This window comes from Cellulosimicrobium sp. NPDC030954, from assembly GCF_055571305.1.
In genome coordinates, this window is record NZ_JBVIFN010000005.1 from 118832 (window position 1) to 140918 (window position 22087).

General features: G+C 73.2%; 18 protein-coding genes. 13 read left to right on the forward strand and 5 right to left on the reverse strand.

Annotated features, from left to right (window positions below; translation table 11 throughout):
• Positions 1-44 precede the first annotated feature (44 nt).
• Together ACZ402_RS11940 and ACZ402_RS11945 are read left to right on the forward strand one after the other, a co-directional pair.
• The gene (locus ACZ402_RS11940; protein WP_375825039.1) at positions 45-881 is read left to right on the forward strand and encodes a DUF4352 domain-containing protein; all 837 of its coding nucleotides are present in this window, start codon (positions 45-47) and stop codon (positions 879-881) included.
• A 233-nt stretch (positions 882-1114) separates the two neighbouring features.
• Positions 1115-3283 (forward strand): family 43 glycosylhydrolase, encoded by a 2169-nt coding sequence (locus ACZ402_RS11945; RefSeq protein WP_375825040.1) that lies wholly within the window; start codon positions 1115-1117, stop codon positions 3281-3283.
• A gap of 234 nt (positions 3284-3517) precedes the next feature.
• On the opposite strand, the gene ACZ402_RS11950 is transcribed toward ACZ402_RS11945, so the two are convergent.
• Together ACZ402_RS11950 and ACZ402_RS11955 are read right to left on the reverse strand one after the other, a co-directional pair.
• Complete coding sequence (locus tag ACZ402_RS11950) at positions 3518-4300, reverse strand: hypothetical protein (RefSeq protein WP_375825041.1); 783 nt, start codon at positions 4298-4300, stop codon at positions 3518-3520.
• Positions 4301-4475: 175 nt separating this feature from the next.
• Positions 4476-4940 carry a DUF6318 family protein gene (locus tag ACZ402_RS11955; protein ID WP_375825042.1) on the reverse strand — a complete coding sequence of 155 codons (465 nt, stop codon included), beginning with the start codon at positions 4938-4940 and terminating at the stop codon, positions 4476-4478.
• Positions 4941-5663: 723 nt separating this feature from the next.
• Between ACZ402_RS11955 and ACZ402_RS11960 the strand changes: the two genes are divergently transcribed.
• The 4 genes from ACZ402_RS11960 (at position 5664) to ACZ402_RS11975 (ending at position 9796) form a co-directional block, all read left to right on the forward strand.
• Positions 5664-6563 carry a carbohydrate ABC transporter permease gene (locus tag ACZ402_RS11960; protein ID WP_375825062.1) on the forward strand — a complete coding sequence of 300 codons (900 nt, stop codon included), beginning with the start codon at positions 5664-5666 and terminating at the stop codon, positions 6561-6563.
• Complete coding sequence (locus tag ACZ402_RS11965) at positions 6560-7468, forward strand: carbohydrate ABC transporter permease (protein WP_375825043.1); 909 nt, start codon at positions 6560-6562, stop codon at positions 7466-7468. Before ACZ402_RS11960 ends, ACZ402_RS11965 begins: the two co-directional genes overlap by 4 nt.
• Positions 7469-7622: 154 nt before the next feature.
• Positions 7623-9014 (forward strand): ABC transporter substrate-binding protein, encoded by a 1392-nt coding sequence (locus ACZ402_RS11970; RefSeq protein ID WP_375825044.1) that lies wholly within the window; start codon positions 7623-7625, stop codon positions 9012-9014.
• On the forward strand, positions 9011-9796 hold the full coding sequence (locus tag ACZ402_RS11975) for a glycerophosphodiester phosphodiesterase (protein WP_375825045.1): 786 nt from the start codon (positions 9011-9013) through the stop codon (positions 9794-9796). The genes ACZ402_RS11970 and ACZ402_RS11975 overlap by 4 nt, the downstream gene beginning before the upstream one ends.
• A 43-nt stretch (positions 9797-9839) precedes the next feature.
• Here ACZ402_RS11975 and ACZ402_RS11980 read toward each other — a convergent pair whose 3' ends face one another.
• Entirely contained in the window at positions 9840-10409 is a 570-nt protein-coding gene (locus ACZ402_RS11980; RefSeq protein WP_375825046.1) for a dihydrofolate reductase family protein, read from the reverse strand.
• 108 nt (positions 10410-10517) lie between these two features.
• A complete protein-coding gene (locus ACZ402_RS11985) occupies positions 10518-11459 on the reverse strand; it encodes a ribonuclease Z (protein ID WP_375825047.1) in 942 nt (313 codons plus the stop codon).
• 79 nt (positions 11460-11538) lie between these two features.
• Between ACZ402_RS11985 and ACZ402_RS11990 the strand changes: the two genes are divergently transcribed.
• The gene (locus tag ACZ402_RS11990) at positions 11539-12228 is read left to right on the forward strand and encodes a histidine phosphatase family protein (RefSeq protein WP_375825048.1); all 690 of its coding nucleotides are present in this window, start codon (positions 11539-11541) and stop codon (positions 12226-12228) included.
• Positions 12229-12232: 4 nt separating this feature from the next.
• On the opposite strand, the gene ACZ402_RS11995 is transcribed toward ACZ402_RS11990, so the two are convergent.
• Positions 12233-13393 (reverse strand): Fic family protein, encoded by a 1161-nt coding sequence (locus tag ACZ402_RS11995; RefSeq protein WP_375825049.1) that lies wholly within the window; start codon positions 13391-13393, stop codon positions 12233-12235.
• Between the two features lie 137 nt (positions 13394-13530).
• Here ACZ402_RS11995 and ACZ402_RS12000 point away from each other — a divergent pair, with 137 nt between their 5' ends.
• The 6 genes from ACZ402_RS12000 (at position 13531) to ACZ402_RS12025 (ending at position 22031) form a co-directional block, all read left to right on the forward strand.
• Positions 13531-14400: a tryptophan 2,3-dioxygenase gene (locus tag ACZ402_RS12000; protein ID WP_375825050.1), complete on the forward strand. Its 870-nt coding sequence runs from the start codon at positions 13531-13533 to the stop codon at positions 14398-14400.
• A complete protein-coding gene (locus tag ACZ402_RS12005; RefSeq protein WP_375825051.1) occupies positions 14397-15551 on the forward strand; it encodes a hypothetical protein in 1155 nt (384 codons plus the stop codon). The genes ACZ402_RS12000 and ACZ402_RS12005 overlap by 4 nt, the downstream gene beginning before the upstream one ends.
• On the forward strand, positions 15548-16801 hold the full coding sequence (locus ACZ402_RS12010) for a kynureninase (RefSeq protein ID WP_375825052.1): 1254 nt from the start codon (positions 15548-15550) through the stop codon (positions 16799-16801). Before ACZ402_RS12005 ends, ACZ402_RS12010 begins: the two co-directional genes overlap by 4 nt.
• Positions 16798-17670, forward strand: coding sequence for a PaaX family transcriptional regulator (locus ACZ402_RS12015; protein WP_375825053.1), 873 nt, complete (start codon positions 16798-16800; stop codon positions 17668-17670). The genes ACZ402_RS12010 and ACZ402_RS12015 overlap by 4 nt, the downstream gene beginning before the upstream one ends.
• A 288-nt stretch (positions 17671-17958) precedes the next feature.
• Positions 17959-19635, forward strand: a complete 1677-nt coding sequence (locus ACZ402_RS12020; protein ID WP_375825054.1) for a collagen-binding domain-containing protein — start codon at positions 17959-17961, stop codon at positions 19633-19635.
• Positions 19636-19871: 236 nt separating this feature from the next.
• Positions 19872-22031 (forward strand): fibronectin type III domain-containing protein, encoded by a 2160-nt coding sequence (locus ACZ402_RS12025; RefSeq protein ID WP_375825055.1) that lies wholly within the window; start codon positions 19872-19874, stop codon positions 22029-22031.
• Positions 22032-22087 lie beyond the last annotated feature (56 nt).

Below are 22087 nucleotides of genomic sequence, written 5' to 3' on the forward strand. Positions count from 1 at the left end.
ACGTCGCCGACCGAGCGCCGTCGACCACGACGCAGGAGGCGACGATGTCCGCACCCACCCCGCACCCGCAGCAGCACCCTCCGGTGCCGCCGACCGGCCCGCAGTCCTCGTTCGCCCCACCCCCCGGCGGCCATCCGCAGTCGGGACCGGCCGCGAGGCCCACGATGCCGCCCTACGGCGCGCACCCGCCGCAGGGCTACCCGGTCCACGGCTACCCGGCGCCGGGCGGGCAGCCGGGCGTCCCGCCCGCACCCCGGAAGTCCTGGTTCGCACGGCACAAGATCCTCACCGGGCTGGGCGTCGTCGTGCTGCTCGCGATCGTTGGCGCGAGCCTCGGGGGCGGGGGCGACGACGAGCCGGCCGAGCCCGCCGCCGTCGCGGACGCGGGTGCCGAGGCCACCAGCCCCGAGGGCGCCGACGTCGAGGCGGACACCGCGCCCGCCGAGGAGGAGCCTGCTGAGGAGCTCGCACCCGAGCCGCCCGCGGCGCCCGGCGTCGGGACCGCCGTGCGCGACGGCAAGTTCGAGTTCACCGTGACGTCGGTGGAGACCGGCGTCCCGAGCGTCGGTGACCAGTACCTGAGCCAGGAGGCGCAGGGCCAGTACGTGCTCGTGCACATGACGGTGACGAACATCGGCGACGAGGCGCAGATGTTCACGGGCGGCAACCAGCAGCTCACCGACACCGAGGGTCGCACGCACGAGAGTGACAGCACGGCCGCGATCTACCTTGGCGACACGAACAGCTTCCTCACGGACATCAACCCCGGCAACGCGGTCGAGGGCGTCGTCGTGTTCGACATCCCGGTCGACGCGGTCCCCGCGACGCTTTCCCTCCACGACTCGATGTTCTCGGGCGGCGTCGAGGTCTCGCTGGGCTGATCGCCACTCGCCGCCGTCCGGTGGAAGCGGGTCGGTCCTCACCGGGCGCCGCGGCCACGTCCTCGATCGTTTCGAGGGCGGGTTCGTGGCGCCGGGTCGCGGTGTCGCTGGAGCGAGGGCATGTTTGATTGTGCGAGAAGTTGTTGACTTGTGGGAGTCTGCCCGGGAGACTCGAAGCCCCGAGGTCGACGCCGTCCCGGGTGCTTGCCCCCTCACCGTCGAGAGGACACCCCATGAAGTACTTCTCGTCCCGCGCGCGCTCGCGTGCCACCGCTGTCACGAGTGCGTTGGTCGCGCTCGGGCTGGCGGTCTCGGGCGCGGCAGCCGCCACGGCGGCGCCGGCCCCGGCGGCCGCACCCGCGGTCGCCGCCGAGCCGACGATCTCGCCGGTCGTCGACGCGAACTTCCCCGACCCCGACATCCTGCTCGTCGACGGCGTCTACCACGCCTACGCGACGAACCATCAGGGTCAGAACGTGCAGCACCGCACGTCGACGGACCTCGTCACCTGGAGCGCTCCGACCGACGTCGCGCCCGACCTCGGCGCCTGGGTCAGCGAGTCGTGCACGTTCTCGCCGGGTGGGGCGACCGACCGCTGCGTGTGGGCGCCGGAGGTGTCCGCGGTCGAGGGCGGCTACGCCCTGTACTACACGGCGCGCGACGCGACGTCGCCGCGGCAGTGCCTCGGCGTCGCGCTGTCCGACACGCCGGACGGCCCGTTCGTCCCCGTCGGCGACGACCCGATCGTGTGCCCCAACGGCGAGGCCGGCACGGAGGACCTCGGCGGCGCGATCGATGCCGCGACGTTCGTCGACGGCGACCAGCTCTACCTGCTGTGGAAGGCCGACGGGAACTGCTGCACGGGCAAGACGGCCATCATCTTCGCCCAGCCGCTCTCGCCCGACGGCGCGACGCTCACCGGCCCGCCCGTGGAGCTCATCCGCGTGGACAAGGCCTACGAGGGCCGCGTGGTCGAGGGCCCGACGCTCCTCGAGCGCGACGGCACGTACTACCTCTTCTACTCGGCGAACGACTTCGGCGGGGGTGGCTACCGCACGTCGTACGCGACGGCGTCGAGCCTGGCCGGTCCGTGGACCAAGGCCACGACCGAGCTGCTCACGAGCGACCGCTTCCAGGGCGACGTGCGCGGCCCGGGCGGGCAGGACGTCGTCACCGCGCCGGACGGCTCCGACGCGATCGTCTTCCACGGCTGGAACGCGGCGTTCACCTACCGCGCGATGTACGTCGCGGACCTCGAGTGGACCGCGGACGGCGTCCCGTTCGTCCCGCAGGCGTCCGACCGCTACCAGGCGGAGGACGGCGTCGTCGCGAACGCGCGCGTCGTGGCCGACGGCGGGGCGTCGGGCGGGGCGAAGGTCGGCGGCCTGGACTTCGCGGACTCGTCCGTGACGGTCGAGGTGCACGCCGACGAGGCCGGCCCGGCCCTCCTGGGCATCCGGTTCGCGAACGGCTCGTTCGACGGCCCGACGCGCGTCCCGTCGACGAGCACGCTGTCCGTCAACGGCGCGGTCGCGGAGACCGTCGTCTTCCCGCACACCACGTGGGGCAACTGGCAGACGTCCGAGCACCTCGTGGACCTCGCCGCGGGCACCAACACGATCACGCTGACCCGCGCGACGTTCTACACCGAGCTCGACGCGTTCGACGTCTACCCGGCGACGCGCGACCCGCGCCCGTCAGCCCCGCCCGTCATCCCGTCCGACGCGACGCGGTACGAGTTCGAGGACGGCGTCATCACGCGCGGTTCCGTCGGGAGCGCGTCGGGTGCTTCCGGCGGCCAGAAGGTCGGCGGGCTCGACTTCCTCGACAGCTCCGTCGCGCTCCAGGTCCACGCCGACGAGGCGGGCCCGTACACGCTCGGCGTGCGGTTCGCGAACGGCTCGGAGCGCGGTGGCTACACGCTCGCCTCGACCAGCACGGTCACGGTGAACGGCGCGGACGCCGGCGTCGTCACCTTCCCGCACACCACGTGGGGCAATTGGCAGTCCGTGACGCACGAGGTCGAGCTGCAGCAGGGCTGGAACACCGTCGCCCTGACGAAGCTCACCTGGTACACCGAGCTCGACGCGCTCGACGTCTTCCCGGCCGAGGCCCCGCCCGTCGACCCGCAGGTCACCGTCACCGCGCAGCCCCGCTGCCTCGCCGGGACCCCGTACCTCGCCGTCCGCGCGACCAACGACGGTGACGATACCGTCGCGATCGCCCTGCGGACGGACCACGGCGAGCGGTCCTTCGCCCAGGTCGACCCGGGCAAGAACGCCTACCAGTCGTTCAAGGCTCGCGGCGCGCTCGACGCGGGCGAGGCGCTCGTCGTCGTCACCGACGTCTCCGGCACGACGTCGGAGGTGACGGCCGGGTACGACGCGCTCACCTGCGCGTAGCGCACCCACCGCCACGCCCGCGGCGCCGCTCGGCCGATGAGCGGCGCCGCGGGCGTACTCGTGCGCCCGAGAGCGCCCCGGTTGCTCGCGAGATCGACCCGCACGTCGCGAAGTCGACCTCCCGAGGGTCGATCTCGAACGCTGGGGTCGATCTCGTGAAAGGTGTGCCGCGCTCGGGCAGACGACGTCCCGCGTCGGTGGGGTGATGGGCGCCGGCCTGGGAAGGCGGCCGCGTCAGTCGGGCAGGTTGTCGGTGACGAGGCGTGATCGGGCTTCGTAGACGCGTAGCGGGTCGGCGGTGCTGGTGGTGGTGGCGGTGCCGGTGACGTCGGTCCAGGTGGTGGTGCCGGTGATGCGGAACTGTCCGGACCAGGTCGTGGTGAGCGTGATCTGGACCTGCTCGGCGGGCTGGTCGTAGGTGTGCGCGACGGTGTGGTGCGGGTAGGCCGCACCGGGGTCGGTCGTGGAGACCGGGGTGGTGCCGTCGCCGTAGTCCCACGCGTACGTGCGTGGGGTGGCGCGGATCTGCACGGGGATGCCGAGCAGGGTCGTGTCCAGGACCTGCTCCCCGGGCTGGGTGTAGGTGATGGTGGGGACGTTGACCAGGGTCCACCCGTCCGGGGGCTGCACGATCACCGGGGACGGGGAGATTGTCAACGTCGCGAGCGCGCGGGCGGCCTCTGCGGCGAGGTCGGCGGGGGTGACGCACGACTGGTCAGCGATGGGGTCGCCCGCGGCGGACCACTCACCGGGTGTGCCGTCGGAGCCGATCTCGCGGGTCTGGCGGTAGAGCGCGCCGAGGTAGTGCGAACTCTCGTCGCACTCGAGGTTCTCGGCGATCAGCCGCTCCCACTCGGCACACCGGCCCGACAGGTCCGACGTGGGGTCGTCCAGGCCATCGAAGACCGCGCACGTGGTCTGCTCCGCACGGAAGTACCGCTCCGTCGCCGGGCCTCCGGCGCCGTCATCTGCCTCAACGATCCCTGTGATCGTTCCTTGCCAGATCTCAACGGTCACCTGCTGCCCCTCCGCATGGCTGTCTTGCCCGAATCCTGGCGGCCGGGCACCTGCCGCCGGTGCTTTCGGATCCTCGGTCGCTTCCGAAGCGAGCGGCGTGCCGGGTACAGCAACGAGTGTCAGAAGGAGCGCGGCGGCTGCGCCCGGGAAGTGCGATGCAGCTCGTCGAATCATGTCATTCCCCCGTCGAGGGAATCGGCGCGACCTCGACGATCACCCATGAAACGTCGTTCCGCCCGACCTCAACACGGAACTCCGAGTCGCTTCTCGGGACTTCGTCGACGACAGCCCCGTCCTGCCCGGTGACGACGATGGTGCCCTGCGTAGAACGGACGTCGAGGGGGTAGATGCCAGTCTCCGAGTCGCGACCGTACGTCTGGAGAACCTCGACTGCGGTCTCACCGCCGGAGAACGTCGCCGTGTTCTCGGACAGCCATGCCGCGCTCGCCAGCGCGTCAGCGCAGTATCCACATTCCGCATGTGACATCGCTTGCCACTCGGCCGTGTCGCCCGTCGCCATGACGTACGGGTAGAGCTCGAGGAAGTACTCCGCCGCCGCGGCGGCGCCCTCGGCGTCGTCGCGGTCCATCGCCGCGGGACGTTCCGGCTTCACCGGTCCGGTCTCGGTCGGCGACGGCACGGGCGACTCCGACTCCGACGGCGACGGCACGACCGGCTCGTCGACCGACGGCGAGGGACCGGGGCCGCCACCACCGGTGCACCCGGCGACCACGCACCCCACCGCGACGACGACACCCACGACGAGCGACCGCCGTCGGGCACGGGACAGCACACGAGAACGACGCACGAGACCCCCTGCAGATCGATGCGAACCACCCCGCACGCCACCTCGACGAGGCGTGCGGGCTGCCCAGCAACCTAGCGAAACCGCCCGGCCGACGGAACCGCACGTCCCGCCCTGTGGACGACGCGTCGCAGGTGTCCGCGACGTTGCGGTTCCACAGGTGCAGGTGGCACCCCGGGCACGAGGTGGTGAACGTTGTCCGAAGCCTCGTCCCGCACCTGGACATTTCAGGATTAAACCGGCGCGACGGCTTCCTATGCTCGCCGTGGCCGCCCACCCGCGGGACGGGTGCTGCGTCGGCCGCGACCACGTCCCTCGTCCGAGCGGATCCTTGCTGTGACCACCGTCCTCACCCCGGACTCCCCGGGTTCCTCCGGCACGCCCCGCGCCTCGTCGTCGGCCACGGCGTCCGGCGCCACCGGTTCCATCACGCCCGGTGCGCCCGCGCCCGGCGACCCCGCCGCCCCACCGACCAGCACCGACGCGCCCGTCGGTCGCCCGTCGTCCGACCCGGCCGGTCTCCCGCCGTCCGACCCTGCCGACCGCGAGGCCCAGGCGCTGCACCGCAGCCGCCTGGGCGCGCGCCGCCGTCGGCGGAACCTGCTGTGGGCGCTGCTGCTCGCGGGCCCGAACCTCGTGCTGCTGCTGGTGTTCGTCTACCGGCCGCTGCTGCAGAGCTTCTACCTCTCGACGCTCCAGTGGAACCTCGGGTCGCCGGTCGCGCGGCCGGTCGGGCTGGGCAACTACGTCGAGTGGTTCACCGCCCCGACGACGGGCCGCATCGTCACGACGACGTTCGTTTTCACGCTCGCCACGGTCGGCGGCGCGATGGTCCTCGGCCTGGGCCTGGCGCTGCTCCTCAACCGCCGCCTCAAGGGCCGCGGCGTCGCCCGGACCGTCGCGTTCGCGCCGTACGTGCTGTCGGGCTTCGCGGTCGGGATCCTGTGGTTGTTCATGTTCGACCCGCGCTACGGGCTGGTCCAGGAGCTGCTCGGGTGGGTCGGCGTCGCGTCGCCGCGGTGGTACACGCAGCGCCCGTGGCCGCTCGTGATGATCGTCGTCGTCTACCTGTGGAAGAACCTCGGGTACGTCGCCCTCATCTACCTGGCGGGACTCCAGTCGGTGCCGCAGGACCTCCGGGACGCGGCCGCGCTCGACGGCGCGTCGTCGGCGCGGACGCTGCGCTCGATCGTCCTGCCGCTGCTCACCCCGACGACGTTCTTCCTCGTCGTGACGATGCTCCTCGCGTCGCTCCAGTCCTTCGACATCATCAAGGCGATGACGCAGGGCGGCCCGCTCGGCTCGACGACGACGCTCATGTACTCGATCTACGAGGAGAGCTTCGTCAACGGCCGGGCCGGGTACGCGTCGGCGGTCGCCACGGTCCTCTTCCTCGTGCTGCTCGCGGTGACCGCGGTGCAGATGCGGTTCGTCCAGCGGAAGGTCCACTACGCATGAGCGCCGTCGCGCCCACTCGCCCCGAGACGGCGCCCACCACGCCGGCCGCGCTCGCGCCGCGCGCTCCCCGCACCCCGGGGGCCCGACGCCGCAGCCTCCAGCCGGGCGGCTACCTCGCCCTGGTCCTCGCGACCGTCGTGCTCGGCGCGCCGCTGGTGTGGATGGTGCTCGCGAGCATGAAGACGCCCGCCGAGCTGTACACCGTCCCGCTGCAGTGGCTCCCGGGCAGCGTGAACCTCGACAACTACGCGCAGGCGGCGGACTCGATCCCGCTCGGGCGGCTGCTCGCCAACAGCGTCGGGATCACGGTCGTGGGCGCGGGCCTCAAGGTCGCGCTGGGCCTCACGTGCGCGTACGCGCTGGTGTTCCTCGACTTCCCGTTCAAGAAGGTCGTGTTCGGGCTCGTCATCGCGACGCTCATGATCCCGCCGCAGATCACGATCATCCCCAACTACACGCTCGTCGCGAGCCTCGGGTGGCTCAACACCTACCAGGGCATCCTCGTGCCCGGCCTGGCGAGCGCGTTCGGGACGTTCCTGTTCCGGCAGCACTTCCTCACGCTGCCGCGCTCGATCCTCGAGGCGGCCGAGCTCGACGGCGCGGGGCACTGGCGCAAGCTCTGGCGGTTCGTCGTGCCGATGAGCACGCCGACGCTCGCGGCGGTCGCGCTCGTGTCCGTCGTGACGGAGTGGAACGACTACCTGTGGCCGTTCCTCGTCATCGACCGCCCGGACAAGATGACCCTCCCCGTGGGCCTCACGCTGCTGCAGAACACCGACGGCATGACGAACTGGGGCGTGCTGCTCGCCGCGACCGTGGTCGTGACGCTGCCGATCCTCGTCGTCTTCCTCGTCCTCCAGCGCCGCCTCGTCGCGGGCCTCACGGCGGGCGCGGTCACGGGCTGACCCACCCTGCGCCGTCGTGCCCGACGACGTCCCCACCCCGGGTGGGCCGCGCACCCTCGTGCCCGCCCACCACCACCGACTCCCCGGTCCGCCCGCAGCGGCCCGGGTTCCCCGAAGCGCACCGAGACCCGGTGCACGACCTGAAGGAGCACCTGTGTCCCACCGCACCGCACCCGTCGGCCGGCCCGCGCGCCGCCGTCGGGCCCGCACCGCAGCCACCGCCCTCACGGCGGTCACCGCTCTCGCGCTCACCGCGTGCGCCGGCCCGAGCGTGGCCGGGGCCGACGGCGCCGGCACCGCGGGCGACGACGCGACGGCCGAGGCCGTCGACTGGTCGGCCGTCGAGCCCGCGTCCGAGATCACCTGGTGGAGCAACCACCCCGGCACGTCGCAGGAGATCGAGCAGGAGCTCATCGACCGGTTCGAGGAGGAGTCCGGCATCACGGTCAACCTCGTCACGGCCGGCGCCAACTACGACGAGGTGGCCCAGCGTTTCCAGGCCGCGTCGCAGACCGACGAGCTCCCCGACCTCGTCATCGCGTCCGACGTGTGGTGGTTCCGCTACCACCTCAACGACCAGATCCTGCCGCTCGACGACGTGCTCGAGTTCGTCGAGGCCGACGCGGACGACTTCCAGCCCGCGCTCTACGCGGACTACGCGTACGACGACCAGCACTGGGCCGTCCCGTACGCGCGCTCGACGCCGCTCTTCTACTACAACAAGGACCTGTGGACGGCGGCCGGCCTGCCCGACCGCGGCCCCGAGACGTGGGCCGAGCTCGAGGAGTGGGACGCGTCGCTCAAGCCGCTCGTCCCGGCCGGCGGCTCGACGTTCGGCCTGTCCACCGGCCCGTCGTGGGGCGCGTGGTGGTTCGAGAACATGATCTGGGGCCAGGGCGGCGCGTACTCCGACGGGTTCGACCTCACGCTCGACTCGGAGGAGTCGGTCGCGGGCGGCCAGTTCCTGCATGAGCTGTTCCACGAGAAGGGCGTCGCGACGCTCTCGGCGGACGACGCGATGGTCGACTTCTCGTCGGGTCTCATCGCCTCGACCATCGGCTCGACGGGCTCGCTCAAGGGCGCGCTCGACGCGGCGTCGTTCGAGGTCGGCACGGCCTACCTGCCCGACGGCCCCGACGGCGGCGGCACCCCGACGGGCGGCACCGGCCTCGCGATCCCGTCGTCGAGGTCGCCCGAGCAGCAGCTCGCCGCGGCGATGTTCCTCGCGTTCCTCACGAACACCGAGAACACGGCGTACTTCTCGCAGAACACGGGGTACATGCCGGTGCGCACGTCGGCCGTCGAGTCCGACGCGATGAAGGCCGTCTACGAGGCGACGCCGCAGTTCCGCACCGCCGTCGACCAGCTCGCCGACAAGGCGCGCCCGCAGGACGACGCGCGCGTCTTCATCCCGGGCGCCGACGCGCTCCTCAACGAGGCGATCGAGCAGATCGTCATCGAGGGCGCCGACCCGGCGGCCGCGTTCGAGTCGGTCGCCCCGCGCATCAAGACGGCGTACACCGAGAACGTGGAGCCGTACCTGTGACGGCGACCGCGCTCGCGCCGACCGGCGCAGGGCCCGGGCGGGCCGCGCGCCCGCGCGTGATCGCGCACCGCGGCAACAGCTCGGTCGCGCCGCAGAACACGCTCGCCGCGTTCGAGGCGGCGTGGCGGGCCGGGGCGCACAGCATCGAGATCGACGTGCAGCTCACGGCCGACGGCGAGCCCGTCGTCATCCACGACGACACCGTGGACGCGACGACGTCGGGCAGCGGCACGGTGGCGCGGCTCGACCGCGCGGCGATCCGCGCGCTCGACGCCGGGTCGTGGTTCTCCCCGGCGTTCGGCGGCCAGCGCGTGCCGACGTTCGCCGAGGTCGTCGACCTCCTCGTGCGCCGGCCAGGCACCGACCTGCTCCTCGAGCTCAAGGGGTCGTGGACGCCGGAGCAGGTGCGGCGCGTCACCGGGCCGATCCGGTTCGCGGGCATAGCCGACCGGGTCGTCGCGCAGAGCTTCTGGCCCGAGACCGTCGCGGCGCTGCGCGAGGCGGACCCGAGCCTGCGCCGCGGGCTGCTCGTCGCGTCGATCGACGACGACGTGCTCGCGCGGTGCGCCGAGCTCGACGTCGTCACGTGCAACCCGATGGGCCTGCTCCTCCTCGAGGACCCGGGGCTCGTGGAGCGCCTGCACGACGCCGGCCTCGAGGTCGCGGTGTGGACGCTCAACGAGCCGGAGCACTGGGCGGCCGCGGTCCAGCTCGGCGTGGATGCGATCATCACCGACCGTCCCGACCGCCTCGCGGGCTGGCTCGCGGCCCGGGTCGTCTAGGACCCGGCAGGAGGGGGGTGGGGCGGAGCCGGACGGCCCCGCCTCACCGCCCCGGGGTCGTGGGCCGGTAGCGCATCGCGACGGCCCCCGAGCGGAACTCGCGGCGGTCCACGAGCTCGAGCTGGATCCGCTCACGGAGACCGGCGAGCAGCGTCGGCCCGTGCCCGGCGAGGACCGGCTGCACGACGAACTCGTACTCGTCGATCAGCCCCAGGTCGGCCAGCGCCAGGGGGAGCGTCACGCCCCCCACCCACAGGCCCTCGCCCGGCTCCTGCTTGAGCCGCTCGACCGCAGGCCCCAGGTCGCCCCGCACCAGCTCCGCGTTCCAGTCGACCCCGCTCAGCGTGCTCGACACGACGTGCTTGCGCGCCCCGTCGATGGCCTCGGCGAACGGGACCTCCCACTCGTCCATCCAGTCGGGCCACGTGCCGGTGGCCGGCCGCCGCCAGGCCGACTCCATCATCTGGTAGGTCACCCGGCCGAACAGGAGGGCGTCGGCGCGCTCCATCTCGGCGGTCCAGTGGCGCATCGACTCCTCGTCGGGCGGCAGTCCCGCCTCGTGGTGGCAGCAGCCGTCGAGCGTGACGTTGATCGAGTAGCGCAGCGGTCTCATCTCGGTCCTCTCCCGGGAGCGCACCGAGGCGCCCCGTGTTCACCCGTGGTTGGTGAGACGGCGGCCCGCACCGTTTCTCATCGGCGACCGCACCGGCGTCACCGACCGTCAGCCGGGTCGGCGGCGGTGGGGGACGCGCACGCGGTCGAGGTCCTGCGCGACCGTGAGCTCGCCGTCGAACACCTCGCGCGCCTCGCGCCAGAACTCCGTCGGGTCGGGGTAGCGCTGCGAGAAGTGCGTGAGCACGAGCGAGCGCACGCCCGCCTCGGCCGCGACGGTCGCCGCCTGCCGCGCGGTGAGGTGGCCCCAGCGTTCGGCCTGGTCGCGGTCGCGGTCCAGGAACGTCGACTCGATGACGAGCAGGTCGACGCCGTCCGCGAGCCGGTGCACCGCGTCGCACAGGCGCGTGTCCATGACGAACGCGAACGACTGCCCCGGCCGCGGGGCGCTCACCTCGTCGAGGGTGACGGTCCGGCCGTCGGGCGCGGTGACGACCCCGGTCCGTTGCAGCTCGCCGACCGCCGGGCCGGTCAGGTCGCGGTCCGCGAGCAGCGCGGGGTCGAGCGACCGGCCGTCTGGCTCGTCGAGCCGGTAGCCCATCGCCTCGAGCGTGTGGTCGAGGCGTTCGGCGCGCAGCGTGAACCCCGGCTCGGGCCGACCGGAGACCGGCGGGACGACGCCGTCCGTCGTGAGCGGCTGGAGCTCCAGGTGGCCGCGGCGGAAGTGGGCGCTCGCGTCGAGCAGGTGGTCCACCCACCGCTGGCCCGACGCCGGGTAGGTCACCCCGATCGTGTGCCGCACGCCGTCGCCGCTGATGCGCTGGGAGACGCCCGCGAGGCCGAGGCTGTGGTCGCCGTGCAGGTGCGTGATCGCGATGCGCGTGAGGTCGGTCGCGGACACGCCCGCGAACGACATCTGCCGCTGCGTGCCCTCGCCGGGGTCGAAGAGGATCGCCTCGTCGTCCCAGAACAGGACGTAGCCGTTGTGGTTGCGCGTGCGGGTCGGGACCATGCTGGCCGTCCCGAGGACGACGAGCTCGCGGCGGGACATGGCCCCAGCGTGCCACGGCGCCGCTCCTCGTAGGGTGGCAGGAGAACCCCCACCGAGAGCACGGAGAACCCGGAGAACCATGCGCCTGCTCCTCGTCCGTCACGGACAGACCCCGTCCAACGTCGCCGGCCTGCTCGACACCGCCCTTCCCGGCCCCGGCCTCACCGCCCTCGGCGCGCGCCAGGCGGCGGCGATCCCGGACGCGCTCGCGGACCGCGTCGTCGACGGCGTCGCGGTCTCGACGCTCGTCCGGACGCACCTCACCGCCGCGCCGCTGGCCGAGCGGAACCGGTACGACCTGCTCGAGCTCGACGGGTTCCGCGAGGTCGACGCGGGCGACCTGGAGATGTCGGCCGCGCACGACGACCACGCGACGTACCTCGAGACCGTGTTCGCCTGGGGCCGCGGCGAGCCCGGCCGGCGCATGCCCGGCGGCCCCGACGGCGCGGAGTTCCTCGGCCGCTACGACGACGCCGTCGCGAGCGTCGCGCGCACGGGGTGGCGCACCGCCGTCGTCGTGTCGCACGGGGCGGCGATCCGCGCCTGGGCGTGCGCGCGCGTGGACGGCGTCGACCTCGACCTGCTCGCCTGGACCCCGCTCGCGAACACCGGGCTCGTCGAGGTGGAGGGGGACCCGGCGTCGGGCTGGCGCCTCGTCGGGCTGAGCGACGGCCCGCTGGGCGGCGCCGCGCTGGCCGACCTCGCGGCCGAGGATCCGACGGGGGAGTCCGTCGTCGAGGAGGAGCGTCGCGCCGCGGCGGACGACTGACGGACTACCGCCCGGCCCGGGTGCGGAGCTCGGCAGGCATCCAGGGGTAGGGGTCGGCGAGTGTCTCGCGCCCAGCGCGCACGTCGTCCCGCAGCGCGCGGAGAACCCCGCTCGCGACGTAATAGCGTCCTCTCGTGTTGCCGACGGCATCGAGCAGCCCGGCCGCCACGAGGCGCCGGAGGTCGCGTGTGGCGGTCTGGTCCTCGATCGCCGCATGCTTGGCGTGCGACGGGCGGGTGACGCGGTAGCCGAGCGCAGCATCGAACAGCGCGTCAGCGCTTCGTTCGGGGAGACCGTGCTCGGCAAGGATCGCGTCGAGTGCACGCCACGTCGTCTCCGCCTCGAGGAAGCGGCGCCGGAGGGTCTGCGCCTGCATGTGGTGCGCCCGAAGGGTGAACTTGATCCAGAGGGTCGCGTCGTTCTGAGGCCTCCAGGCGCCCTCGCCCGTGACGGCCAGGACGCGGTAGTAGTCCTCCGTGTTGCTTCCCAACCACTCCTCGATACTCGAGAAGGTGGGCTCGAGCACGCGGTCCTGTCCCAGCACCATGGTCTGAAGTGCCCGCGCCATGCGGCCGTTGCCGTCCCGGAAGGGGTGGATCATCACGAGGTTGAGGTGCGCCATCGCCGCGTCCACCATCGCGTCGGCGCCGTCGTGCCGGATCGTCGCGACGAGGGACTCGACGAGCCCCGGGACCTCTTCCGCGGGCGGTCCCTCATAGACGGTCTGGTCCGCCGTCTCGTCCCGGACGTAGACGGCACCCGGTCGGAAGCGGCCCGGGTCTGCTCCGAGGTCGTGCTCTAGCAGCATGAAGTGCAGCGAGCGCAACGTCTGGGTCGTGAGCACGAACTCCGGGTCGGGAGTCATGCGCAGGATGTAGGTCATCATCCGGCGGTACCCCATGATCTCGGCCCAGGTCTGCTGGTCCGCCGTCAACGGGGGTTCGTCGTCGACAGCGGCGACGGCGTCCTGGTCCGACACGGTGTAGCCCTCGATCGTGTTCGAGCCCTGGATCGCTCGCGCCTGAGTGGTCCGGCGCATGCCGTTCGACCATCGGCGCGGGACACGCAGCACGTCCGCGAGAGACTCTCGCAGCGTGTGGACGTCATCGATCACGGCAAGGTCCTCGAGATCGGTGTCGGGGGTGCGGTAGATCGGCGGGAGCATCGGCTCGTCTCCTGTGTCGCAATGATCAAATCATTGCGACACATGCTAGCGTGGTGACGCAATGATTTGATCATTGCGTCATTCTGTCGTATCGCATGGATCTAGCGGTCGTCACGCTCGTGACATACGCTCGACGGATGGCCGACGCACCGCTGCCCGCGCCGAACGAGCGCGCGCTCGAGTCCGACATCGTCACGGACCTGCGCGAGCAGATGACGTACGGGTCGTACCTGCACCTCGACACGCTGCTCGCCGCGCAGGAGCCGGTCAGCGACCCTGAGCACCACGACGAGATGCTGTTCATCGTCCAGCACCAGACGACGGAGCTCTGGCTCAAGCTCGTGCTGCACGAGCTGCTCTCCGCGCGCGACCTCCTCGCCGCCGACGAGCTCGGCGCCGCGCTCAAGCGCATCGCGCGCGTCAAGCACGTGCAGCGCACGCTCACCGAGCAGTGGTCCGTGCTCGCGACGCTCACCCCCAGCGAGTACGCGCAGTTCCGCGGGTTCCTCGGCCACGCGTCGGGCTTCCAGTCCTGGCAGTACCGCGCGGTCGAGTTCCTGCTCGGCAACAAGAACGCGCGCATGCTCGCGGTGTTCGACGCCGAGCCCGACGCCCGGGCGGAGCTCGCGCGCCTGCTCGCCGAGCCGAGCGTCTACGACGAGTTCCTGCGCCACCTCGCGCGGCACGGCCACGACGTCCCGCCGCGCGTGCTCGACCGCGACGTCACCGTCGCGCACACGCTCGACGACGACCTCGTCGAGGTCTTCCGTCGCATCTACGACGACCCGGAGGCGCACTGGTCGGCGTACGAGACGTGCGAGGAGCTCGTCGACCTCGAGGACAACTTCCAGCTCTGGCGTTTCCGCCACATGAAGACGGTGCTGCGGATCATCGGCACCAAGCGCGGGACGGGCGGGTCGAGCGGCGTCGGGTTCCTGCAGAAGGCGCTCGACCTCACGTTCTTCCCCGAGCTGTTCGCCGTGCGCACGGAGATCGGGCGGGCGTGAGCGGCAGGTCCCTCGGTCGGCCCGGCGACGGCGGCACCTGGCTCCCGCCGCTCGTCGACGCGCACGTGCACCTCGGCCTCGTCGACCCCGTCGCCGTGCGGCGCGGCGGGATCGCCGTCGTGCACGACCTGGGGTGGGTGCCCGACGTCGCGCGCACCTGGCCCGGCACGCCCGGCTTCCCCGAGGTCGCGTACGCGGGCGCGTTCCTCACCGCGCCCGGCGGCTACCCGTCGGACCGGTCGTGGGCGCCGCGCGGTGCGGTCGAGGAGGTCGCGAGCCCCGACGAGGCCGTCGCCGCCGTCGACCGTCAGGCCGCCGCGGGCGCGTCGTCCGTCAAGGTCGCCCTGCACTCCGAGGCCGGCCCGGTGCCCGACGACGTCACGCTCGCCGCGCTCGTCGGCCACGCCCACGCGCGGGGCCGGGACGTCGTCGCGCACGTGGAGGGGCGGGGCATGGCAGCCCGCGCGTTCGAGGCGGGCGTGGACAGGCTCGCGCACGCCCCGTTCAGCGAGCGCCTGCCCGACGACCTCCTCGCTGCGATGGCCCACCCGCGAGCTCGCTCCCAGACGCCGTCTCGCTCACGCCCCGCCGCCGAGCACGACCCTGCCCGCGGTCGAACACGACCTGAAGGTCGGAATAACCCGGATAACGACCCTCATGTCGTGTTCGGCGGAGGTGTGGGGAGTCTTGTGAGCTGGGTGAGCACGCTCGACGTGCACGGGTGGGGGAGCCCGACGGCCGCGCAGGACGTCGCGATCGACAACGTGCGGCGCTTCGTCGCGCTCGGGGGGACGGTCGTCTACGGCACCGACCTGGGCAACGGGCCGCTGCCGACCGGCGTGAACGCGCGCGAGCTGCGGGCGCTCGCGGCGGCGGGCCTCGACGCGCACGCGCTGGTCGCCGCGCTCACGCACGACGCCCCGGCCGAGCGACGCGCTCCCGCTCGGGAGATGCACCCCGAGGTGCAGCGCCCGGGCACAGGTGCAGCGCTCGCCACGTGGGTCCCCGGCGACCCGCCCGAACCCGGTCACACCGACGACGTCGTCGCGTGGCTCGCGCGCGCCGTCGTCGTCGAGCGCGACCCGGGCATGGCCCCGAACCCGGCCCCGAACCCAGCCCGCGAGACCTCCCCACCGGAAGGACGACCATGACCGAGGACCACGCCGCGCGCTCCGCCGCGCTCGACGCCGCCGACCCGCTCGCGTCGTTCCGCGACGCGTTCGTCGACTCCGACGAGGTCACCGCCTACCTCGACGGGAACTCGCTCGGGCGGCCGACGCGCGCGTCCGCCGAGCGGCTGGCTCGTTTCGCGACCGAGCGCTGGGGCGCGCGGCTCATCCGCGGCTGGGACGAGGAGTGGTACGACCTGCCGCTCACGCTCGGCGACCGGATCGGCGCGGTCACGCTCGGCGCGGCGCCCGGGCAGACGTTCGTGGGCGACTCGACGACGGTCATCCTCTACAAGCTCGTCCGGGCCGCGCTCTCGGCACCGCACGTCGCGGGGCGCGACGAGATCGTGCTCGACGCCGGGAACTTCCCGACCGACCGCTACGTGCTGGAGGGCGTCGCGCGCGAGCACGGCGCGACGCTGCGGTGGATCACGCCCGAGCACGACGGCGGGGTGACCCCTGGGCAGGTCGCCGAGGTTCTCTCGGGCCGCACCGCGCTCGTGCTGCTGAGCCACGTCGCGTACCGCTCGGGGTACGTGAGCGACGCCGCCGCGATCACCACGCTCGCGCACGACGCCGGGGCGCTCGTCCTGTGGGACCTGTGCCACTCGGTCGGGGCGCTGCCGGTCGAGCTCGACGCGTGGGGTGTCGACCTCGCGGCGGGCTGCACGTACAAGTACCTGAACGGCGGCCCGGGCGCGCCCGCGTTCGGCTACGTCCGCGCCGACCTCCAGGGCGCCCTGACCCAGCCGATCCAGGGGTGGATGGGCAGCGCCGCGCCGTTCGAGATGGGCCCGGCGTACGCCCCGCACGACGGCGTCCGGCGCTTCCTCTCGGGGACGCCCGCGATCGTCGGGATGCTCGCGATGCAGGACATGCTCGACCTCCTGGACGCGGCGGGGATCGCGGCGGTGCGGGCGAAGTCGGTCGCGCTCACGGAGCACGCGACGGCACTCGTGGACGACCTGCTGCTCCCGCTCGGCGCACGCTACGCGTCGCCGCGCGACCCGGCCCGCCGCGGGAGCCACGTCACGGTCGACCACGACGCGTTCGAGGCGACGCTCCCACTGCTGTGGGAGCGTGGCGTGATCCCCGACTTCCGTCGTCCGGACGGCCTGCGCCTCGGCCTGTCGCCGCTCTCCACGAGCTTCGACGAGGTGCGCGTCGGCGTCGAGGCCGTGCGCGACGCGCTGCTGCAGGTCCTCGACGGACCTGTGGACGGGGCCGCGTGATCCTCGACGACCTCGACTCCCGCCCGGGGAGCGCGACGTCGCTCCTGCGCACCGTCGTCGGGCTGTACCTGCGGGACCTCGGCGGGGCGGTCGCCGTCGCCGACCTGGTCGAGCTGCTGGGGGCGCTCGACGTCCCGCCTGTCGGCGCACGCGGCGCGGTCTCGCGGGCGAAGGCGAAGGGGCTGCTCGTCCCGGAAGCCGTCGGTGGCCGGGCCGGCTACTCGCTCGCGCCCGACGCCGCGCGGATGCTGGAGCGGGGCGACCGGCGGATCTTCGCCTACCGGCAGCAGGGCGACGACGACCCGTGGTGCCTCGTGTCGTTCTCGCTGCCGGAGGAGCGGCGCGCCGTGCGCCACCAGCTCCGGCGGCACCTCGCATGGATCGGCGCCGGCACCGTCGCGGACGGCCTGTGGATCGCGCCGGGTCACCTCGCGGACGAGGTCGAGGAGATCCTCGTCGGGCTGGGCGTGCGCGAGGCCGCGACGGTCTTCGTGGCCGGACCGCCGCGCGTCGCTGGGTCGTTCGCCGACGCCGCCGCGCGGTGGTGGGACCTCGACCGGGTCGCCGCGCTGCACCGCGACTTCCTCACGCGGCACGGCGGCTCGCGGCCCGAGGTCGGCCGGGCCGAGGGCGCCCGGCCCGACGACGCCCGGCCGGATGGCGAGGCGGTCTCGCCCCGTGCCGCGTTCGCCCGGTGGGTGCGTGCGGTCGACGACTGGCGGCCCGTACCGTACGTCGACCCGGGCCTTCCGCTCTCGGCGCTGCCCGCGGGCTGGCCCGGCGCGGCGAGCGTCGCGCTGTTCGACGGCCTCCGCGCGGACCTCGCCGACGCGGCGGCGGACCACGTCCGGGCCGTCGTCGGGCGGTGACCGGGGCGCAGCGGGAGGCACACCCCCGATGCCCGACGTCCGGCGTCCCGTCGCGCCCTGGGCGACGGCCTGATCGCGCGCCTCGGCGTCTCCTGAGGCCGCCCGTCGGGACGACAGACCGGACATCCGGGATAGATGCGGAGGCAACGTCAGGGCGCCTCGGTGGGGTTGCTCACAGTGGTGCGACTTCACCCGGCCCACGCACCTGGACGCCCGTCCAGGTCTGTTTACGGTGGTCGGGACGGGTCGTCCGACCCCGTCGTCCGCGACACCGAGACCCAGGTAGTGATGACCCGCCCGACCTTGACACCTCAACAGCAGTCCCACGAGACCTCCCGCCGGCAACGTCGACGGCCGGCTGCCGCGCTGCTCGCCGTCGGCCTCCTCGCCGGCGCCGGGCTCGTCGTCCCCGCGACGAGCGCCGCCGCCGCCGACGCGGTCAACCCGTTCGACCTGGCCGGCGGGTTCAGCGTCTACGCCCGCGAGGACGCCCGCCTCGACAACCACGAGACCGAAGGGTCGATCGCCGTGGGCGGCGAGCTGACCGTCCGGGCCGACGGCGGTACGTACGCGATCGTCCACCAGGTGGCGGGGACCGCGGACTACACCATCCCGACCGTCGACGGTGACCCGACCCGTCTGCTCGTCGGCTCGTACGCTCCGTCCTCCGGGCTGGCGCAGATCACGAACGCGGGCGTGCCGCAGGGCAGCGGCGCCGAGCTCCAGGGCTACCTCAAGGTCGTGGGCGACGACCCGGCGTTCGACACCTATCAGCGGGGTGACTGGGTGCGGTACCGCACGACGGTCGACGACGCGCCGGCGATCGACGCGACCAACCAGAAGTGGCCCGCCGGTGCCGCGACCGTGGCGACCGAGCGCGACGCCGTCGCGGCGTACGTCGAGAGCGGAGCCACGGAGCCCGCCGACGTGCGCCAGTGCCTCGCGAACCTCGTGCCGAGCGGTGCGGCGCACGTGCTCACCGTCGCCGAGGACGTCGGCGACCGGGTCGTCCTCTCGGCGCTCGAGCCCGGACGCCCGAACGTCGTCGACTACGCCGCGATCGCGGACGCGTACACGGTGCAGTTCGCCGACGGGGTGCTCCCGTCCGCGGACGCCCCGTTGATCGTCTCCGTCCCCGCCGGGACGACCGAGCTCCGCGGCTCCGTGTTCGGCGGAGCCGGCGCGGCGGCCTCCTTCGTGATGTGGGACCTGTCGCAGCTCGACGGCGCGGTCACCCTCGGTGTTGGCGGGACACGCCTCGACGGCTCGGTCTACGCCCCGACGGCGGACCTCACGGTCGAGGCCGCCCCGCTCGACGGCCAGGTCGTCGCGCGGAACCTCACGCTGCTCGGCGGCGAGGCGCACGCGTACCTCTTCGCCGGCGCCGTCCCGTGCTCGACCGATCCGGTCGTGGAGACCGGCGGCCTGACGCTCACCAAGGAGGTCGTGGGTGCCGCGGCCTCGGCCGTGCCGGCGGGCACGACGTTCACCGTCGTGTACGACGCCGACGGGACGACGGGCGAGCTCACCGTGCCCGTCGGCGGCTCCGCGACCCTGGACGACCTTCCGCTGGGCACCGAGGTCGTGCTGTCGGAGCCCAGCTTCCCCGACGTGGACGCGGTCGTGTGGGGGGAGCCGGCGTGGCACGTGGACGGCGCAGCCGTCGTGCCGGGCGACGACGGGACCGTGCGCGTCGAGATCGGCGCGACGGCGGACGTCGCCGTCGTGCTCACCAACATGGCGGACGAGCCCGCACCGCCGACCCCGACGGATCCCACGACCCCGACGGAGCCCACGACGCCGACGACCCCGGTTGCGCCCACCACCCCGGCGCACCCGGCCGACGGCGGCTCCGACGGTCTGGCGACGACCGGTGCGCAGGCCGGGGGCGTCGCTCTCGCGGCGCTCGTGCTGGTCGCGCTGGGCACCACGGTCCTCGTCCTGCGGCGACGTCAGGGCGCCTGACCCGGCGTCCCGCCCGTCCGTCCCGACGCCGCGTCCCCCGATCCCGGGGGGCGCGGCGTCGCGCGTTCCGGGGCGCGTCCGCGACGGCCACCTGCCCGCCCACGGGAGTTCACCGGGACGACGGGTGCCCGCCACCCCGGCTCCGTACGGTGACAGCGCTTCCCACCACGGGTCCGGCGCCGCCACGGTGGTCCGACGGTCGTCGCCGCGCGGACCCCTGACCTGCGAAGGAACCCATGAACCCGCACGCCTCCCGGCTGCCCGGCGCGCTGACGCGCGCGGCGGCGTCGACGCTCGCCGTCTCCCTGGTGGGGACGGTGCTCGTCGCCGCGACCGCCACCTCGACGGCCGCCGCCGACGAGTCCCTGCTCTCGACGTCCGGCACGACCTGGCGCTACCTCGACGACAACACGAACCCGGCGGGGACCTCGACCAGCACCGCCGTGGACCAGCGCGTGTGGACGACGACCGCGTTCGACGACTCCGCGTGGAAGACCGCGACGGGCGCGTTCGGCGCCAAGCGCGGCGCCGCGACGGGCATCGGGGACGCGTTCCCGATCACGACCCTGCTCACGCAGTACATCCCCGGCACGACGACGGACGTCCCCACGTTCTTCTTCCGCACCGACGTGGAGCTCACTGCGGCGGACCTCGACGGCGTCCCGGCGTTCGAGGGCGAGATCGTCTACGACGACGCGGCGATCGTCTACGTGAACGGCGAGGAGGTCGTGCGCCTGGGAGACGACGGCCGCGAGATCACGGAGAACCTGCAGTACCACGGCAACGGGCGCACGGACCCGGTGACGGGCACGTTCGTCGTCCCGGCCGACGCGTTCGAGCCCGGCGAGAACACGATCTCCGTCGCGCTCTACCAGGACGCGCCGACGAGCTCGGACATCTACCTCGACGTCCGTTCGCTCGTCCCGACGCACGGCGAGGTGCGCGACGTCGCCCTCAACGTCGGCGCGGACGAGACGCAGGCGAACGTCGCCTGGTTCTCGACCCTGCCCGGCGCGGGCGAGGTGCAGTGGGTCCGCGTCGACGAGGCGGGCGGCGAGGTCGACTGGCAGGCCGCGGCGACGTCGTCGTCCCGGGACGGTGCGGCCGCGGACGGCTCGACCTACCACCACGCCACGATCACCGGCCTCGAGGAGGACTCGGCGTACGCGTACCGGGTGGGCAGCGCGGCCACCGGCTGGTCCGCGCCGACGACCTTCACCACGGGCACGTTCGGCGACGAGTTCAGCGCGCTGTTCGTCGGCGACGCGCAGATCGGCGCGAGCGGCGACGCCGCGAACGATGCAGCGCGCTGGGGCGAGAGCCTCGACGTCATGACCGCCCGGCACCCCGACACGGCGTTCCTCATCTCCGCGGGCGACCAGGTGAACAGCGCCGGCAGCGCCGCGCAGTACGCCGGGTTCCTGGCGCCGCGCCAGATGCGCGAGCTGCGCTTCGCCGTCCAGGACGGCAACCACGACACCGCGTCCGCGCTGTACGACCAGCACTACGTGATGCCGAACCTCTCGACCGAGCAGCGCCGCGACTACTGGTACTCCTACAACAACGTGCTCGTCGTCGCGATCGACTCGAACGACTCCGACCCGGCGGAGATCGCCGGGCACGAGGCCTTCCTGCGCGACGTGGTCGGGACGCACGGCGACGCGTACGACTGGGTCGTCGTGACGTTCCACCACTCGCTGTACAGCCAGGCGTTCCACTCGCGCGACACCGACGTGGTGCGCATGCGCGAGGCCCTGTCGCCCGTCTTCAGCGACCTCGGCGTCGACCTCGTCCTCGCGGGCCACGACCACATCTACACGCGCTCGTACCTCATGGAGGGTGCGACGCCGGTCGTCCCGGCGGAGGCGCCCGCCGAGGGCGACGTCCTGACCCCGGACGAGGACCAGGTCCTCTACCTCACGGGCAACTCGTCGTCGGGCTCCAAGTTCTACGACTTCGACGGCGCCAAGCCGTGGACGGCCCGCTGGGAGCAGTCCCGCGAGGCGAGCTACTCCGACCTCGACGTCACCCCGACGTCCCTCACGGTCACCACGTACACGACCGGGTCGCAGCGCGTCGTCGACCGGGTGACGCTGCAGCGCGAGGACGCGGCGGGCCCGGCGCTCGACGTCGAGACGAGCGCGCGCTGCCTCGCCGGCACGGCGTACGTCGCGGTCCGCGCGACGAACACCGAGGACGTTCCCGCCGACGTCACGCTCGCGACGCCCTACGGCACGCGGACGTTCGCGGCGGTCGCCCCGGGCAAGGCGGCGTACCAGTCGTTCTCGACGCGGTCCGTCGCGGCCGAGGCGGGCTCCGTCACGGTGACGGGCACCCGACCCGACGGCGGCGCCTCCTCGCAGGACGCCACCTACCCGGCGGTCACCTGCGGCTGAGCCCGCCGCCGAACCCGGGGTCGTTCCCCAGCGCACGCCCGCGCTGGGGAGCGACC